The sequence below is a fragment of the Streptomyces sp. AA4 genome (assembly GCF_000158875.1).
In the GTDB taxonomy this organism is placed as follows: domain Bacteria; phylum Actinomycetota; class Actinomycetes; order Mycobacteriales; family Pseudonocardiaceae; genus Amycolatopsis.
The window spans coordinates 3,848,712-3,865,388 of record NZ_GG657746.1; the positions used below are offsets into that span (position 1 = coordinate 3,848,712).

The window sequence follows — 16,677 nt, forward strand, 5'->3', positions numbered from 1 at the left end:
CGGATGTGCCGTCATCTCGCCTATCTCGGCGCGCCGGCGTCCCCGGCGGAGCTGATGTTCGCCGCGCCGCACGCGCTGCTCGTGCAGTCGTACGCGCCGCTCGACATGCGCGGCGGCGGTTCGGTGAACGCCGACGGCTTCGGCCTCGGCTGGTACCCGGAACCGGGCGCGCCGCCGCAGCGCTACCGCCGCCGCGAACCGCTGTGGACCGACCAGACGCTGCCGGCGCTGGCCGCTTCGGTGCGCACCACGGCGTTCGTCGCGGCGGTGCGCAACGGCACCACCGGAATGCCGGTCACCGAGGCGGCCGCCGCGCCGTTCACCGAGGACCGCTGGCTGTTCAGCCACAACGGCGTGGTGCGCGGCTGGCCCGGGTCGATGCGCGGGCTGGCCGGGCAGCTGGACGTCACCGAGCTGTTCACGCTCGAAGCGCCGACGGACTCCGCACTGCTGTGGGCGTTGCTGCGCGCCCGGCTGCGCGCGGGGGAGGAGCCGCTCCAAGCGGTGACCGGCCTCGTGCGCGAGGTCGAGGCGGTCGCCCCGGGCTCCCGGCTGAACCTTCTGCTCACCGACGGCGAACTGCTCGTCGGCACCGCCTGGACGCACTCGTTGTCCGTGCGCCGCACCGAAACCGGCGTGGTGCTGGCGTCCGAGCCGTGCGATCCGGACCCGGCCTGGACCGCCGTGCCCGACCGCCACGCCGTGCGCGCCACCGCGGCCGGCGTCGACGTTCTTCCCCTGACCCTGGAACGGAGCACCGCCCGATGACCGAAGCGGACCTGGAGAGCCATCGCCGCGACGTGACCGCCGAACTGCGCGCGGACGTGCGCGAGGGACTCACGGCCGACCAGAAATGGTTGCCGCCCAAGTGGTTCTACGACGCCGAAGGCAGCAAGCTGTTCGAGAAGATCACCGCGCTGCCGGAGTACTACCCGACCCGCAGCGAGCGCGAGGTGCTCGCGGACCGGGCGGGCGAGATCGCCGAACGCACTGGCGCGCACACGCTCGTCGAACTCGGGTCGGGGTCGAGCGAGAAAACCCGGCTGCTGCTGGACGCGTTCACCGCGCACGGCACGCTGGAGTCGTTCGTGCCCATGGACGTGTCGGAAACCGCGCTCGCCGAGGCGGCCGCGGCGATCACTGCGGACTACCCGAAGCTCGAGGTGCGCGGGGTGGTCGGCGACTTCACCCAGCACCTGCGGCTGCTGCCGGGCACCGCGCCGCGGGTCGTCGCCTTCCTCGGCGGCACGATCGGCAATTTCCTGCCCGGCGAACGCGCCGAGTTCCTGCGCTCGGTGCGGGACGTGCTCGGCGAGGGGGAGTGGCTGCTGCTCGGCACCGACCTGGTGAAGGACCGCGAAACGCTGGAGCGGGCCTACGACGACGCGGCGGGCGTCACCGCGGCGTTCAACCGCAATGTGCTGCGCGTGATCAACGCCGAACTGGGCGCGGACTTCGACCCGGACGAATTCGACCACGTCGCGTACTGGGACGCCGAGCACGAGTGGATCGAAATGCGGCTGCGCACCCGGCAGCGGACGGAGGTGCGCATTCCCGGCGCGGACCTGATCGTGCCGTTCGCCGAGGGCGAGCACATCCGCACCGAGGTGTCCGCGAAGTTCCGGCCGGACGGCGTCGAGGCGGAACTGAACGCCGCCGGGTTCGCGCTCGAACGATGGTGGACAGACTCACAGGAGCGGTTCGGGGTGAGTTTGGCAAGATCAGTGCGTGCGTAACCCTCTCGCGGCACTCGCCCGCAAGCTCGGCACCCAGCCCCGGCTGATGGGCGCCTCGCGCGCCATCATCGCGACCGACCGGCAGCTGCACCGGTGGTTCGGCGGCCGGATCAGCCTGGTCGGCCTGGCCGGGCTGCCGTCGCTGCGGCTCACCACCACCGGACGGCGCAGCGGCCTGCCGCGGAGCACGAACTTGCTGTACTACCCCCACGGCAGCGAGTTCGTGCTCACCGGCTCCAACTGGGGCCGTCCGAAAAACCCGGCGTGGACCCACAACCTGCGCGACAACCCGAAGGCGACGGTCGCGCTGCGCGGCCGCGAGATCGAGGTCAAGGCGCGGGAGCTGGAAGGCGCGGAGTACGACCGGATGTGGGCGGAACTGCTCGAATTCTGGCCGGGCTACGAAATGGAGCGCGACGCGGCGGGGAGGGAGCTGCCAGTATTCGTTCTGACCCGCTGCTGAGCGGGTCGCGGAGGGGGAGAACGAATGTACAAGTACCACGGCTGGTTCGATCTCGCGGAATCCCCGGCCGAGCCTCCTTGGGGCGAGGAGAAGTTCGACGAGCTGCTCGCGGAGGTCAGCGAGCGGGTGGCCGGTTCCTCTTTCGGTTCCGGCGAAGCGCGGATCGACGTGTTCAACGGCATGCACGTCCTGACGGTGAACGGCATGCCCAACCATCGCGGCCAGGAAGGGCCCGACCTGCTCGAACTTCTGGAGTACGTCGCGCGGACGCTTCCCGGCTCGCACGGCCTGCTCTACATCTGGGACGAGGAGTCGGCCGAACCGCCCGGATTCAGTGGCTACCGGGTCGGCGTCATGGCGCGGGGCGAGCTGACCTTCAGGTTCGACCCGTTCCTTTCGCCGCTCCAGCCGGTCGTCGAGGATCCCTGAGCCGCGGCGTCGCTCGTCGGAACCCGCACTTCCTCCTTTTGGCCGGTGCCCGGCTTGGCCGGATTATGCCAGTCTCGGTGACGCCCCGTAATCAGACGGGTGCGCAACCAGGGGAGATTCCACGTGCGCGGAGCGAAAAGAGCACGAACCGGAGCACTGGTCGCGGCGATCGCGACCGCGTTGACCGGGCTGGCGGGCACTGCTGCGGCAGCGCCCGCCAGCCCGGCGGCGCAGCAGGCCAAACCCGCGGAGATCGCGCGCATCGCGCCGGTCCGGTGGGAGGACTGCACGAAAGACCAGCTGCGCGGGGTCCCGCAAGACCAGCTGAAGCTGTACAGCTGCTCGCGGTACCGCGTGCCGATCGACCACGACGACGCGTCGCTCGGCAGCATCGACATCGCGCTGATGAAGCGCGCCGCCAAGGTTCCCGGCCAGCGGATCGGGTCGCTCTTCCTCAACCCGGGCGGGCCGGGCGGCTCGGGGCTGCGGATGCCGATCGCGGGCGAGCGGTATTTCCGCCCGCAGGTGCTCGACCGCTTCGACCTCGTCGGCTTCGACCCGCGCGGCGTCGGGGCGAGCAATCCGCTGCGCTGCTTCACCACCGCCGAGGACGCCGACGAAGTCCAGGGCCAGATGGTCGCGGTTCCGTTGTCGCGCAAGGAGATCTCCGGCACGCTCGCCGCGTACCGCGACTACGGCCAGTTCTGCCGCCGCAACGCGGGCGCGCTGCTCGACCACATGTCCACCCGCGACGTCGTACGCGACCTCGACCAGTTGCGCGCCGCCGTCGGCGACAAGCAGCTGACCTACACCGGGTTCTCCTACGGCACGCTCGTCGGCTCCACCTACGCCGCGATGTTCCCGAAGCAGACGCGGGCGATCGTGATCGACGGGAACGTCGACCCGCAGCTGCGCACCAACGACGGCGTCACCTACGACCTCGCAAGGGCGCAGGGCTTCGAGATCGCGCTCGACGGTTTCCTCAAGCGCTGTGCCCAGGCCGGCGACAAATGCGCGTTCAGCGCGGGCGACCCGCGGGCGAAGTTCGACGAACTGCGCGAGCACGTGCGCACCGACCCGATCACGCTGCCCGACGGCACGAAGGTCGACATCGGCACGCTGACCAGCGCGGTGTCGAGCGCGCTGTACAAACCGGCCCAGTTCGGCGAACTGGCGGAGGGCTTGCAGCAGGCGTACTCGGCGCTGCACCCGTCGCTGCAGGCGCAGTCCGCGCGCAAGGGAACCCTTTCCGCAGGGCACGGCGGTCTGCTCGACCTCGCCCCGGACAGCCCGTACACCGGCGACGACTCGTACTTCGCGGTGAACTGCGCGGACAAGCCGATGCGGATCCGGCAGGAGCAGGTGCCCGCCATCGCGGGGAAAGCGGACCGGGAATCGCCGACGTTCGGCCGCTACCAGGTCTTCTCCGACATCGCCGCGTGCCCGGTGTGGCCGGCCGCGAAGACGTCCGACCCGTACCGCGGGCCGTGGCGCGCGAACACCGCGACGCCGGTGCTCGTGGTCAGCAACTTCTACGACCCGGCCACCCGGTACCGCTTCGGCCAGCGGATGGCCGAGGAGCTGGGCAACTCGCGGCTGCTGTCGGTCGACGCGTTCGGCCACTGCGTCCTCGGCAGCTCGCGGGGCGTGGACGACGCGGCCGCCGCGTACCTGATCGACCTCAAGGTGCCCGCCGACGGCCAGGTGTTCCAGCCGGACCGGCAGCCGTTCACGCCGCCCGCGAACGGCTGATCGGTTGATCTTGAGGCTGATCTCGGCCCGGAATCGGGCATAACGGCACAACCCTCTTGTCAGCGCCCGGCGGATCGGTGAAAGTGTCCGCCAGAAGTTCACCTGAGGGGAGTTGACGTGCGGCGCTGGGCGGGCGGGTTCGGCGCGGCCGCGGTCCTCGCCGGGACCGCGGCGCTCGCCGGCTGTTCCGGCTCGCCCGCCCAGCCCGGTCCGATCGAGGTTTCGCGCGCGGCCTGCGGCGACGGCTGGACCGCGCCGCCGGCCGGGCCGCAGACCCTCCAAGTGCGCAACAACGCAGCCGTCACGATGGAAATCGAACTCGTCGACCCGGCCACCGGTACGGTCTTCGGGGAACTGGACGGCGTCGGCCCAGGGACTACGCGCGCGTTGCCGGTGAACTTCGGCAACGGCGCGTACGCCCTGCGCTGCGCGCCCGAGGACGGCACGCCGTTCATCGGCCCGACCGTGCAGGTCACCGGCGGCACGGACCGCCCGGGACCGGCCGTGGTGCCGGTGACCAACGCGGATTTGCTCGGCCCGCTCAAGCAGTACCACGCCTATGTCGCCGACGGACTCGGCACGCTCACCGGCCAGACCGCCGCGCTGGCGCAAGCTGTCCGTTCGGGCGATCGCGGTGCGGCGCAACAAGCTTGGCTCACCGCGCACCTCACCTACGAACGGCTCGGCGCTGCCTACCACGCCTTCGGCGATTCGGACAAAGCCATCAACGGCACCACCGCCGGGCTGCCGGACGGAGCCGCCGATCCCGGCTTCACCGGCTTCCATCGCCTCGAGAACGGCTTGTGGCACAACGAAGCGCTGCCGGCGCTGAGCCCGATCGCCGATCAACTCGATCAGGCGGTCCAGAAGCTGCGCACATCGTTCGCCGACGCGCAGATCGACCAGAACGACCTCGGCCTGCGCGCGCACGAGATCATGGAGAACACCCTCCAGTTCGAACTGACCGGCCGCACCGACTACGGCAGCGGCTCGAACCTGGCGACCGCCCGCGCAAACCTCACCGGGACCCGTGCGGTGCTCGACGTCTTGCGCCCACTGCTGACCACGAGGTTCCCCGGCCTGAAAGACCTCGACGCCTGGATCGCGCGCACCGACCACGATCTCCAAACTGTCGCCGGGAAACCGCTCTCCGCCCTCGATCGAAAACAGCGGCAGCGAATCAACGCCGACGTCTCCGAGTTGACCGAACGCCTGGCCCCGGTCGCGGCGATCGCCGAGCCGAGGAGGGTCTCGTGACCCTGGGACGGCGCGCGTTCCTGCGCGGAGCGGCGGCCGCCGGAGCGGGCGCGGGTCTGGTCGGGCTGTCCGGAAGCGCGACGGCGGCCGGGGGAGCGGTGCCGTTCCACGGTCCCCGCCAGACGGCCGTGCTGGCGGAACCAGCGAGACATTCGATCGTCGCCGCGTTCGACGTCGTCGCCGAGAACCGCGCCGAACTCGCCGGCCTGCTCAAGGAACTCACCGCTCGCGCGCGGTTCCTCGCCAGCGGCGGCGCGCCCGCGTCGGTCGGGATCACCGGGCCGCCCGCGGATTCCGGCGTGCTCGGCCCGGAGGTCCCGAAAGGCGAGCTGTCCGTGCTGGTCGGCGCGGGCGCCTCGCTGTTCGACGACCGGTACGGGCTCGCCGCGCGCAAACCGCCGAAGCTCAAGCAGATGCCGACGTTCCCGGACGACGCGCTCGATCCGCAGTGGTGCCACGGCGATCTGAGCCTCGTCCTCAACGCCGCCGAACCGGACACCGTGCTGCACGCGTTGCGCGACATCGCCCGCGCGACCCGGGGCGGGATGCAGCTGCGCTGGAAGATCGACGGGTTCAGCTCGCCGCCGCGTCCGTCCGGGACGCCGCGCAACCTGCTCGGGTTCAAGGACGGCACCGCGAACCCCGGACCGTCCGAAGCGGACAGTCTCGTGTGGACCGACGACGGCGGCAGCTACCAGGTCATCCGGCTGATCCGGATGCTGGTCGAGTTCTGGGACCGGGTGTCGCTGTCCGAGCAGGAGAACATGATCGGCCGCCGCCGCGACACCGGCGCGCCCCTCGACGGTGCGGCCGAACAGGACGTGCCGCGCTACGCCGAGGACCCGGTCGGCACGGTCATCCCGCTGACCAGCCACATCCGGCTCGCGAACCCGCGCACGCCGCAGACGGACGGACAGCGGATCCTGCGCCGCGCGGTCAACTACGACCGCGGCGTGGACTCCAACGGCAACCTCGACCTGGGCCTCGTCTTCACCTGTTACCAGCGCGATCTCAAGCAGCAGTTCGAGGCCGTGCAGAAGCGGCTCGCCGGGGAGCCGCTCATCGACTACGTCTCGCCGTTCGGGGGCGGGTATTTCCACCTGTTCCCGGGCGTGACGGATCCGGCCGACCACTACGGCCGGGCGATGCTGGGCTGAGCGGAAGGAGTTCTGCAGTGAAGCGGACCAGGAAGCGGGCCACCGCGGCGGCCGCGCTGGCGGCGACCGCGGCGCTGGCCGCGGCGTGCGCGAGCAGTTCGGCGTCGCCCTCGGCCCCGGCGCGCGCGATCGCCGCCGAGACGTTCGCGACGTCGACGCCGATCAAGCACGTCGTGGTGATCTTCGGCGAGAACATCTCCTTCGACCACTACTTCGGCACCTATCCGAACGCCACCAACGAAAACGGCACCCCGTTCCACGCCGCGCCCGGCACCCCGAAGGTCAACGGCCTCACTCCCGAGCTGCTGCAGCACAACCCGAACGCCTACAACCCGAAGCGGCTGAGCCCGGACCAGGCGCTCACTTGCGACCAGGCGCACGACTACAAGAAGGAACAGGCCGCGTTCAACGGCGGCAAGATGGACAAGTTCGTCGAGTACACCGAGAAGGACAAGTGCACCGGGCAGCCCGTGCTGTTCGGCGAGCCGGGTCTGGTGATGAACTACTTCGACGGCAACACTGTTACCGCGATGTGGAATTACGCGCAGCATTACGCGTTGAATGACAATTCCTTCAATACGGTTTTCGGGCCGTCCAGTCCTGGTGCGATCAATCTGATTTCCGGTCAGACGCATGGGTTGCAGCCGGTGGATTCGGTTACCGGCGAGCCTAAGGTGGATCCGCGTACGGCGGCTTCGCCGGATGCCCGTGGCGTGGGGACCATGATCACGGATCCGGACCCGGCGTTCGACGACTGTTCGGACAAGAATCACACCGCTAAGGACAATCTCGGGGAGTTCCGGGGGCGGAATGTCGGTGATTTGCTGAATGCGCGTGGGGTTACCTGGGGGTGGTTCCAAGGGGGGTTCCGGCCTACTGGTGAGGCTAACGGGTATGCCGTTTGCGGGGCCAAGCATGCGAATGTGGGCGGGCAGGCTTCGGTTGATTACAGTCCGCATCACGAGCCGTTCCAGTATTACCGGTCTACTGCTAATCGGAAGCATCTGCCGCCGTCGTCGTTGGCTGCGGTGGGGCAGCAGGATCAGGCTAATCATCAGTATGATGTTCGGGACTTCAATGACGCGCTTGCGGCGGGGACTATGCCTGCGGTGAGTTTTCTGAAGGCTCCGGAGTATCAGGACGGGCATGCCGGGTACTCGGATCCGTTGGACGAGCAGGCGTTCGTGGCTGAGGAGATTAATCGGATCCAGGCTTCGCCGCAGTGGAAGAATACGGCGATTGTGTTGGCTTATGACGATTCCGACGGTTGGTATGATCATGTTCCGGCCCGGGTGGTGAACGGGTCGCATGATTTGGCGCAGGATGCTTCGATTTGTACGGCTGAGCCGGTTAAGTTGGGTGGGTTTGCGGATCGGTGTGGGTATGGGCCGCGACTGCCGTTGTTGGTGATTTCTCCGTTCAGTCGGGTTAATTATGTTGATCACACCGTGACGGATCAGACTTCGGTGTTGCGGTTTATCGAGGACAACTGGCATTTGGGGCGGGTTGGCGGCGGGTCGTTCGATGTGATGGCTGGGTCGTTGTCGGGGATGTTCGACTTTTCGCGTGCGGGGGCGGGGGTGGTGAGGGTGGATCCTCAAACTGGTGCGGTTGTTGGGTAGGGGGGCGTTTCGGCTCGTCGCCTGGCGGCGACATTGCTATTGGGTGGTTGCGTGGGGCACCCCGATTTTTCATTGTGCTGACGGTTCGGGGGTGCTTGTCAAGGCGGGAAAGATGCCTTTGACAAGCACCCCCGAACCGCAGGGCGGCTTTGTATCGGGGTTGGGGGAGGGGTGGGTGCCCCCGGTGGTTGGGGTGCATCGGTGGCGGTTTGTTGCTCGGCTTGGGTGCTGCGCTGTTTGGGTGCATCGGCGGCGGTTTTTTCGCGGCTTGGGCGTCGCTGCGTTGGGCGGAGCGGGGAGCGCCCCAATGTGGCATTGGGTGCATGTGACGCACCCAATGTGGCATTCGTTGCGTCTGACGCACCCAATGTGGCATTGGGGCGCGGAGGCGGCGGGGCGGGAGTGTCGTGAGGGGAACCCTGAGGGACTCAGAGTCCCTCTGAACTGGGCCCCGGAAGTTGGACTGGTTATGTAGAGGTTAGGCGGCGAGGGTCTGGGCCCGGTATTCGGCCGGGCTCAGGCCTTGGAGCGTGGTGGAGATGCGGGTGGTGTTGTACCAGTCGATGTAGTCGTGCAGTGCCGTGATGAACGTGTCGACGGTGTCGAACTTGGTGTGGTGGAAGAGTTCTTCTTTGAGGTGGCCGAAGAAGTTCTCGGCGACGGCGTTGTCCAGGCAGGTGGCTCGCCGGGACATCGACTGGGTCAGGCCGGCGTCGGCGAGCAGGGAGCGCCAGGAGGCGTGCCGGTACTGGAAGCCCTGGTCGGAGTGCACCAGCGGGCGGGCTCCGGCGGGCAGGGTCGCGATCGCGGCGCGCAGCGAGGAGTTCGTCAGCTCCAGCGTCGGGGACGGCCCGCAGGCGTAGGCGATCACGGACCGGTCGAACAGGTCGATCACGGGCGAGAGGTAGACCTTGCGGTCGCCGATGCGGAACTCGGTCACGTCGGTGACCCATTTGGTGTCCGGGGCCTCGGCGCCGAACTCGCGGTTGAGCAGGTTCTCGGCGGCCGTGCCGGGCCGGCCGGGCCAGGACCGGCGCCGGCGCGGCCGCCGGACCTGGCAGACCAGGCCGAGGGCGTTCATCAGCGCGAGCACGGTTTTCTTCGCCACCCGCCAGCCGGCGCGGGCCAGGACCGTGTGGATCCGCCGGTGCCCGTAGCGGCCGCGGGCGGCCTCGAACGCCTCGGCGATCGCGGCCTTGAGCCCGGCGTGCGGGTCGGGCCGGTCGGGCCGGGCCTGGTGGTAGAAGAACGTCGACCGGGCCAGGCCCGCGACCGCCAGCAGCACCGGCAGCGGATAGTCGGCCTTGAGGGCGGCGACGGCCTGGGTTTTCACCCTCGCCCCTGCTCCCTCAAGGCCCGCAATTTTTTTAGGTAGGCGTTCTCCGCCGACAGCCGCAGGTTCTCCGCCCGCAACCGCTCCAGCTCGCCGGGACCCGGCGAGTCCGCGACACCGGGCGGACGGCCTTTCGGCTTGGGCCGCAACGCGTCCTCTCCCTCGCGCCGATACGCCCGCGCCCAGTTCTCCACGAGTTTGGGCGAGGACAGCCCGTGCTCGCGCGCCAGCTCGGCCGCGGTCGCCTCGCCGCCGACATACCGGCGCACGACCTCCAGCTTGAACTCGAACGCGAACGACCGCCTGCCTGGCTTGTCCATCAGCGCTCCCGCGCTCCGCAGCCTCCAACGATCACGCAAGCGTCGCACGGCACCCGCCGACACCCCCAACCGGGACGCCACGGCCTTCGCGCCATACCCGTCCTCGAACAACGCAACAGCGGACGCCCGCTGCCACTCAGACAACGAACTGCGTGGATGCAACGAACCACTCCCCGGACAGCTGGAACTGGATTCCCAGTCCAACTTCCGGGGCGCAGTTCACTCAGGGTTCCCCTCACGGACGTGGCACGAGGGCGCCCGGTGCGGAGCGGCGGCCGGAAACCAAGCGTGGCCCGCCCCGGGGAACCGGGGCGGGCCACGTACTTGGGGTCAGACCGTCAGGACTGGGTCATCTTCCGCAGGACGTACTGCAGGATGCCGCCGTTGCGGTAGTAGTCCGCCTCGCCGGGGGTGTCGATGCGGACGACCGCGTCGAACTCGACCTTCGAGCCGTCTTCCTTCGTGGCCGTCACGTGGACCGTGCGGGGGGTTTCGCCCTCGTTCAGCTTCGTGATGCCCTCGATGTCGAACGTCTCGGTCCCGTCCAGTTTCAGCGACGACGCCGACTCGCCCTCCGGGAACTGCAGCGGGATGACGCCCATGCCGATCAGGTTCGAGCGGTGGATGCGCTCGAACGACTCGGTGATCACCGCGCGCACGCCCAGCAGGCTGGTGCCCTTGGCCGCCCAGTCGCGGGACGAACCGGAGCCGTACTCCTTGCCGCCCAGCACGACCAGCGGGGTGCCCGCCGCGGCGTAGTTCTGGGCCGCGTCGTAGATGAAGGCCTGCGGGCCGCCCTCCTGGGTGAAGTCGCGGGTGTAGCCGCCCTGCACGTCGTCCAGCAGCTGGTTGCGCAGCCGGATGTTCGCGAAGGTCCCGCGGATCATGACCTCGTGGTTGCCGCGGCGCGAGCCGTAGGAGTTGAAGTCCTTGCGCTCGATGCCGTGCTCGGTCAGGTAGCGGCCGGCCGGGGTGTCGGCCTTGATCGCGCCGGCGGGGGAGATGTGGTCGGTGGTGACCGAGTCGCCCAGCTTCGCCAGCACCCGGGCGCCCGAGATGTCCCGCACCGGAGCCGGTTCGGCGGTCATGCCGTCGAAGTACGGGGGCTTCCGGACGTAGGTGGACTCGGCGTCCCAGTCGAAGGTCTTGCCGGTCGGCGTCGGGAGCGACTTCCAGCGCTCGCCGCCGTCGAACACGTCCGCGTAGTCCTTCGAGAACATCTCCTGCGTGATCGCGGAGTCGATGGTCTCCTGGATCTCCTGCGGCGACGGCCAGATGTCCTTGAGGAACACGTCGTTGCCTTCGGAGTCCTGGCCCAGCGGCTGGTTCTCGAAGTCGAAGTCCATCGTCCCGGCCAGCGCGTACGCGATGACCAGCGGCGGCGACGCCAGGTAGTTCATCTTGACGTCCGGGTTGATCCGGCCCTCGAAGTTCCGGTTGCCCGACAGCACCGACACGACGGTCAGGTCGTTCTCCTGCACCGCGGCCGAGACCTCCTCGGGCAGCGGGCCCGAGTTGCCGATGCAGGTGGTGCAGCCGTAGCCGACCAGGTGGTAGCCGAGCTTCTCGAGGTACGGCCAGAGACCGGCCTTCTCGTAGTAGTCGGTGACGACCTGCGAGCCGGGAGCCATCGACGTCTTGACCCACGGCTTGACCGACAGGCCCTTGTCGACCGCGTTGCGCGCGAGCAGCGCCGCGCCGAGCATGACCGACGGGTTGGAGGTGTTGGTGCACGAGGTGATCGAGGCGATCACGACGGCGCCGTGGTCGAGCACGAACTCGCCGCGGTCGGCGCTGGACACCTTGACCGGCTTGCTCGGCCGCCCGGTGGCCCCGTTGGCCGCGGACTGCACCGGCACGGCGGTCTCGTCCTGGAACGACAGCGCGGGCGCGTCGGAGGCCGGGAAGCTCTCCTCGACCTTCTCGTCGACGTTGGTGTGCGGGGTGGGCTGCTCGCCCTCCACGTAGTCGTGCACCGACTTGCGGAACGAGGACTTCGCGTCGGACAGCTCGATGCGGTCCTGCGGGCGCTTCGGGCCGGCGATCGACGGGACGACCGTCGACAGGTCCAGCTCGAGGTACTCGGAGTACTGCGCCTCGTGCGACGGGTCGTGCCAGAGGCCCTGCTCCTTGGCGTACGCCTCGACCAGCGCGACCTGCTCGGCCGAGCGGCCGGTCAGCTTGAGGTAGCGGACGGTCTCCTCGTCGATCGGGAAGATCGCCGCGGTGGAGCCGAACTCCGGGCTCATGTTGCCGATGGTGGCGCGGTTGGCCAGCGGTACCTGGGCGACGCTCTCGCCGTAGAACTCGACGAACTTGCCGACCACGCCGTGGCGGCGCAGCATCTCGGTGATCGTGAGCACGACGTCGGTCGCGGTCACGCCGGCCGGGATCTCGCCGGTCAGCTTGAAGCCGACGACGCGCGGGATCAGCATGGAGACCGGCTGGCCGAGCATGGCCGCCTCGGCCTCGATGCCGCCGACGCCCCAGCCCAGCACGCCGAGGCCGTTGACCATGGTGGTGTGCGAGTCGGTGCCGACGCAGGAGTCCGGGTAGGCCTGGCCGTTGCGCGCCATGACGGTGCGGGCCAGGTGCTCGATGTTGACCTGGTGCACGATGCCGGTGCCCGGCGGGACGACCTTGAACTCGTCGAAGGCGCCCTGGCCCCAGCGCAGGAACTGGTAGCGCTCGCGGTTGCGCTCGTACTCGATCTCGACGTTGCGCTCGAAGGCGTCCGCGCGGCCGAACACGTCGATGATCACCGAGTGGTCGATGACCATCTCGGCCGGAGCGAGCGGGTTGACCTTGTCCGGGTCGCCGCCGAGGTCGGTCACGGCCTCGCGCATGGTGGCCAGGTCGACCACGCAGGGCACGCCGGTGAAGTCCTGCATGATCACCCGGGCGGGCGTGAACTGGATCTCGGTCGACGGGTCCGCGTTCGGATCCCAGCCGCCGAGCGCGCGGATGTGGTCGGCGGTGATGTTCGCGCCGTCCTCGGTGCGCAGCAGGTTCTCGAGGAGGATCTTCAGGCTGTAGGGCAGCCGCGCGGAGCCTTCGACCTTGTCCAGGCGGAAGATCTCGTACGAGTTCTCTTCCACCTGCAAGGTGTCCTTGGCGCCGAAGCTGTCCTTGCTAGGTGCAGTCACGTCTAACTCCAGTGGCATGGATTCCACGCCGCAGCCGGCGTTTCCTCCCGGGTCAGTTCGGTGTCGTTCTCCGGGTCGTCGGGTCGACCCAGGCGAGTCTTGCGCACCCCCACCGTAGAACCGGAACCGGGAGGGCACACCTCGTCCGTCGCCCCAAACAGTACGCGTGTCCTGTATTTCGTTCAAGACGACACGCGGAGTGACGTGCGCCATCCGGACACGCCGTCCCGCCAGGTCCCCCGAACAGGGGAAATGATCTCCGCGGTGTGTAAGTTCTTCCTGAGGCTTGTGATAGTGGTGTGACTGCAGTGGTACGCGGTGTGCCCGTAACGCGGCAGCCAGTGAGCGGAGGTGGCGGGCGTGAGGGTCCGGCGGGGACGGTCCGGGACGGCGGACGCGCTGGTGCGCGGCGCGGGAGCCCGGCGAGGCCTGACGGTCGCGGCCGTCGCCCTGGCGGCGCTGCTCGGCGCGACGGGCACGGGGCTCGCGGTGCCCCCGCCGCCGCCGAACCCGAGCGATTCGGCGATCGACTCGGCCAAGGGCGACGCCAGCGCGAAGGCGGGCGAGGTCGGCCGGCTCACGAACCAGCTCGCCCAGGCCGAGCAGAAGCTGAGCGCGCTGCAGGACGACGTCGAGCTGAAGCAGGAACAGGCCATGAAGGCCCTGGTCGACCTGCAGACGGCGCAGGACGAGGCGACCCAGGCGCAGAACGACGCGAAGTCCGCGCGCCAGGAGGCGGACGCGGCGGTCGGCGCGATCGAGAAGGCTCGCGAGGACGCGAAGAAGTTCGCCGCCGCCAGCTTCGAGCAGGGCAGCACGATCGGGTCGATCTCGGCGTACCTGACCTCGGACAGCCCGAAGGACCTGCTCGCCCGCGCCCAGCTGCTCAACGCCATCGGCGGGTCGCGGCTCAACGCGATGGACCGGCTCCAGCAGGCGCAGACCGACAAGGCCAACAAGGACTCGGCCGCGCGCAAGGCGCTCGAGCTCGCGCAGCAGAAGCAGGACGCGGCCACCCGGGCGAAGGGCACCGCGGACGCCGCGCAGTCCGCCGCCGTGGCCGCGCAGCAGGCCCAGGCCTCGCAGAACACGCAGCTGGAGGCCAGCAAGAACTCCGTCGAGCAGCAGCTGTACGCGGCGCAGGCGAAGGTCAACGGGCTGCAGGGGCAGCGCCAGCGCTACCAGGACTGGCTCGCGCAGAAGCAGCGCGAGGACGAGGAGCGCGCCCGGCAGGCGGCGCTGCGGGCAGCCGCGGCGAACAACAACAACGACGGTGGCGACGACGACAACGGCGGCGGCAGCCGCGGCCGTCCGTCCCCGGCGGCGGGCAGCTCGATCGAGGCCGTGATCGCGCGGGCGCTGTCCAAAGTGGGCATGCCGTACGCGTGGGGCGGCGGCAACGGCAGCGGCCCGACCCGCGGCATCCGCGACGGCGGCGTGGCCGACAGCTACGGCGACTACCGCAAGATCGGCTTCGACTGCTCCGGCCTGATGATCTACGCCTTCGCCGGCGTCCAGGGCCTGTCGCACTACAGCGGCTACCAGTACAACTCCGGCCGCCATGTGCCGCTGTCGCAGATGCGCCGCGGCGACATGCTCTTCTGGGGCGGTTCGGGCGGCATCCACCACGTCGCGCTGTACCTGGGCAACGGGCAGATGGTGGAGGCCCCGCAGTCGGGTTCGTACGTGCGCGTGGTCCCGGTCCGCTACGGCGGGATCATGCCGTACGCGACTCGCCTCATCGGCTGAGCGGGCACCCACACGTACGGGGCGGCGGTGAAGCCGAGCCGTTCTGGTGACGCGGGGTGCGACGAACCCGCAGTCGGCCTCGGCGGCTACGCGGGTGGCGGGCCGTGGGTGTCGTGCTTTAGCGGCTCAGGGGGCTCCACACGTACGGGGTCGTTTCGGTGACGGCGGTAAAGCCGAGCCGTTCGAGGATCGGGCGGCTGGTGGGCAGGGCGTCGACCTGCAGATAGGCCACGCCGCGGGCGCGGGCTGTGCCGACGCGGTGTGCGACGAGGGCGCGGTAGAGGCCTCGGCCGCGCCATTCGGGGAGGGTCGCGCCGCCCCACAGCCCGGCGAATCCGGTGCCGGGAACCAACTCCAGCCGGGACGCGGCGACGAACCGGCCGTCCGCTTCGGCGACGACGTGCGTCGTGGTTCCGGAATCGGCGCGGGCCCGGGCGAGCAGATCGGCGGCCACCGCGGCCTCGTCGTGGCCGAACACCGAGGCCGACAGGGTCGCGATCCGCAGCAGGTCGTCGTCGCCGGCTGCCTCTCGCACGACGACGTCGGTGGACGGCGGGGCCGAGGCGGCGACCGCGTCGAGCGGCGCGATCAGGACGGTTTCAGTCTCCTCCGGGACGAATCCGGCGGCGAGCAACCGTTCCGGCAGCTGCACGGGACGGTCGTGGCTGCGCGTCTTCCACTCGAACTCCTCGCCGCGCGCGGCGAAGAACGCGCGCTGCCGGGCGATCAGCTCGTCGAGCGCCGAGCCGGTCACGCCGAGGTCGGGCGGGCCGGAGACAAACCCGCGGCGGCCGCCGGTGAGGCGCGCGAGCGGGCCGTCGACAGTCAGTTCTTGGCCAGGTTCAGCCTGGCTCAGTTCGGCTTGGCGGACTTCGCGGTCGTAAGCGGCGAGCAGCCGCGCGGCGTCAGGCACGACGGCAACCTAACGCGGGCGACCCCGGAGCGCGCGCGGGTTTCCGCGGCGGGCACGCTGGGGCGATGACTGAACGCCGGTTCGCCGGGATCGTGCTCGCCGGCGGGTCCGCGCGCCGATTGTCCGGAGTGGACAAGCCGGAGCTGCGCGTCGGCGGGATCTCCTTGCTGGGCCGGGCCGTCGAGGCGCTGGCGGGAGCGGACCCGGTCGTGGTGTGCGGTCCGCGGCGGCCGGGATACGACACGGTTGTCTGGACGCGCGAGGCCGTCCCCGGCGCGGGGCCGGTCGCGGCGCTGGCGGCGGGGCTGGAAGCAGTGGGGGACGCCGAACTCGTCGTGCTGCTCGCCGCTGATCTCCCGGGCATCCGGCGCTCCACTGTGGACCGGCTGCGGTCCACAGTGGTCGATACAGACGGTGCCGTGCTCGTCGATGCGACAGGGGAGCGGCAATGGCTGGTGAGCGCTTGGCGCACGGCGGCGTTGCGCGGGGCGATGCCGGAGCGTCCGGAAAACGCGTCGCTGCGTCGGACGCTCGGCGGATTGCGGATCGCGGAAGTCCCCGCGGAGCCGGGCGAGAGCGACGACATCGACACGCCGGAGGACCTGGAAAAGCACCGCTGACAGGGGCTTCACAGCTGTCACACCGGCGATGCGATTGGCTACCGTCGCGGGAAGTTCTCGACCCAGTAGGGTCGCGGGCGAGCACGCAGACGCGGAAACCCCTGGAGGAAGAGTGACCGAGCCCGGCTACGCCGAGGGAGCGAACGGGCAGCAGCCCGGCACCCCGGCGCGGGACGCCCA

The 16,677-nt window shown here is 69.7% G+C and carries 14 protein-coding genes and 1 pseudogene; 10 read left to right on the plus strand and 5 right to left on the minus strand.

All coding sequences use genetic code 11. From position 1 onward, the window contains the following. Positions 1-3 precede the first annotated feature (3 nt). The 8 genes from egtC to SSMG_RS17750 all read left to right on the plus strand — a co-directional run bounded on the left by egtC (position 4) and on the right by SSMG_RS17750 (position 8,416). The gene (gene egtC / locus SSMG_RS17715) at positions 4-768 is read left to right on the plus strand and encodes an ergothioneine biosynthesis protein EgtC (RefSeq protein ID WP_009078082.1); all 765 of its coding nucleotides are present in this window, start codon (positions 4-6) and stop codon (positions 766-768) included. After that, the gene (gene egtD / locus SSMG_RS17720) at positions 765-1,736 is read left to right on the plus strand and encodes an L-histidine N(alpha)-methyltransferase (protein ID WP_009078084.1); all 972 of its coding nucleotides are present in this window, start codon (positions 765-767) and stop codon (positions 1,734-1,736) included. The genes egtC and egtD overlap by 4 nt, the downstream gene beginning before the upstream one ends. After that, entirely contained in the window at positions 1,729-2,199 is a 471-nt protein-coding gene (locus SSMG_RS17725) for a nitroreductase family deazaflavin-dependent oxidoreductase (protein WP_009078086.1), read from the plus strand. Before egtD ends, SSMG_RS17725 begins: the two co-directional genes overlap by 8 nt. Positions 2,200-2,223: 24 nt before the next feature. Beyond that, a complete protein-coding gene (locus SSMG_RS17730; RefSeq protein ID WP_009078087.1) occupies positions 2,224-2,628 on the plus strand; it encodes an Imm7 family immunity protein in 405 nt (134 codons plus the stop codon). A gap of 123 nt (positions 2,629-2,751) precedes the next feature. Then, positions 2,752-4,380 carry an alpha/beta hydrolase gene (locus tag SSMG_RS17735; RefSeq protein ID WP_037714038.1) on the plus strand — a complete coding sequence of 543 codons (1,629 nt, stop codon included), beginning with the start codon at positions 2,752-2,754 and terminating at the stop codon, positions 4,378-4,380. A gap of 117 nt (positions 4,381-4,497) precedes the next feature. After that, positions 4,498-5,637 (plus strand): EfeM/EfeO family lipoprotein, encoded by a 1,140-nt coding sequence (locus tag SSMG_RS17740; RefSeq protein ID WP_009078089.1) that lies wholly within the window; start codon positions 4,498-4,500, stop codon positions 5,635-5,637. After that, complete coding sequence (locus SSMG_RS17745) at positions 5,634-6,794, plus strand: Dyp-type peroxidase (protein WP_009078090.1); 1,161 nt, start codon at positions 5,634-5,636, stop codon at positions 6,792-6,794. Before SSMG_RS17740 ends, SSMG_RS17745 begins: the two co-directional genes overlap by 4 nt. 17 nt (positions 6,795-6,811) lie before the next feature. After that, positions 6,812-8,416, plus strand: a complete 1,605-nt coding sequence (locus tag SSMG_RS17750) for a phospholipase C (protein ID WP_009078091.1) — start codon at positions 6,812-6,814, stop codon at positions 8,414-8,416. Between the two features lie 478 nt (positions 8,417-8,894). Here SSMG_RS17750 and SSMG_RS17755 read toward each other — a convergent pair whose 3' ends face one another. The 4 genes and pseudogenes from SSMG_RS17755 to acnA all read right to left on the minus strand — a co-directional run bounded on the left by SSMG_RS17755 (position 8,895) and on the right by acnA (position 13,215). Next, the gene (locus SSMG_RS17755; RefSeq protein ID WP_009077419.1) at positions 8,895-9,749 is read right to left on the minus strand and encodes an IS3 family transposase; all 855 of its coding nucleotides are present in this window, start codon (positions 9,747-9,749) and stop codon (positions 8,895-8,897) included. Next, a complete protein-coding gene (locus tag SSMG_RS46970; protein ID WP_234392755.1) occupies positions 9,746-10,069 on the minus strand; it encodes a helix-turn-helix domain-containing protein in 324 nt (107 codons plus the stop codon). Before SSMG_RS46970 ends, SSMG_RS17755 begins: the two co-directional genes overlap by 4 nt. 39 nt (positions 10,070-10,108) lie before the next feature. Then, positions 10,109-10,273, minus strand: a pseudogene (locus SSMG_RS47675) (hypothetical protein); the annotation flags it as partial. A 134-nt stretch (positions 10,274-10,407) separates the two neighbouring features. Beyond that, positions 10,408-13,215, minus strand: coding sequence for an aconitate hydratase AcnA (gene acnA / locus SSMG_RS17765; protein WP_037714040.1), 2,808 nt, complete (start codon positions 13,213-13,215; stop codon positions 10,408-10,410). A gap of 360 nt (positions 13,216-13,575) precedes the next feature. On the opposite strand from acnA, the gene SSMG_RS17770 reads away from it, so the two are divergent. Continuing rightward, a complete protein-coding gene (locus SSMG_RS17770) occupies positions 13,576-14,964 on the plus strand; it encodes an NlpC/P60 family protein (RefSeq protein ID WP_050788215.1) in 1,389 nt (462 codons plus the stop codon). Positions 14,965-15,082: 118 nt separating this feature from the next. On the opposite strand, the gene SSMG_RS17775 is transcribed toward SSMG_RS17770, so the two are convergent. Next, the gene (locus SSMG_RS17775; protein ID WP_009078094.1) at positions 15,083-15,877 is read right to left on the minus strand and encodes a GNAT family N-acetyltransferase; all 795 of its coding nucleotides are present in this window, start codon (positions 15,875-15,877) and stop codon (positions 15,083-15,085) included. Between the two features lie 65 nt (positions 15,878-15,942). Here SSMG_RS17775 and SSMG_RS17780 point away from each other — a divergent pair, with 65 nt between their 5' ends. Beyond that, a complete protein-coding gene (locus SSMG_RS17780; RefSeq protein WP_009078095.1) occupies positions 15,943-16,497 on the plus strand; it encodes a molybdenum cofactor guanylyltransferase in 555 nt (184 codons plus the stop codon). Positions 16,498-16,677 lie beyond the last annotated feature (180 nt).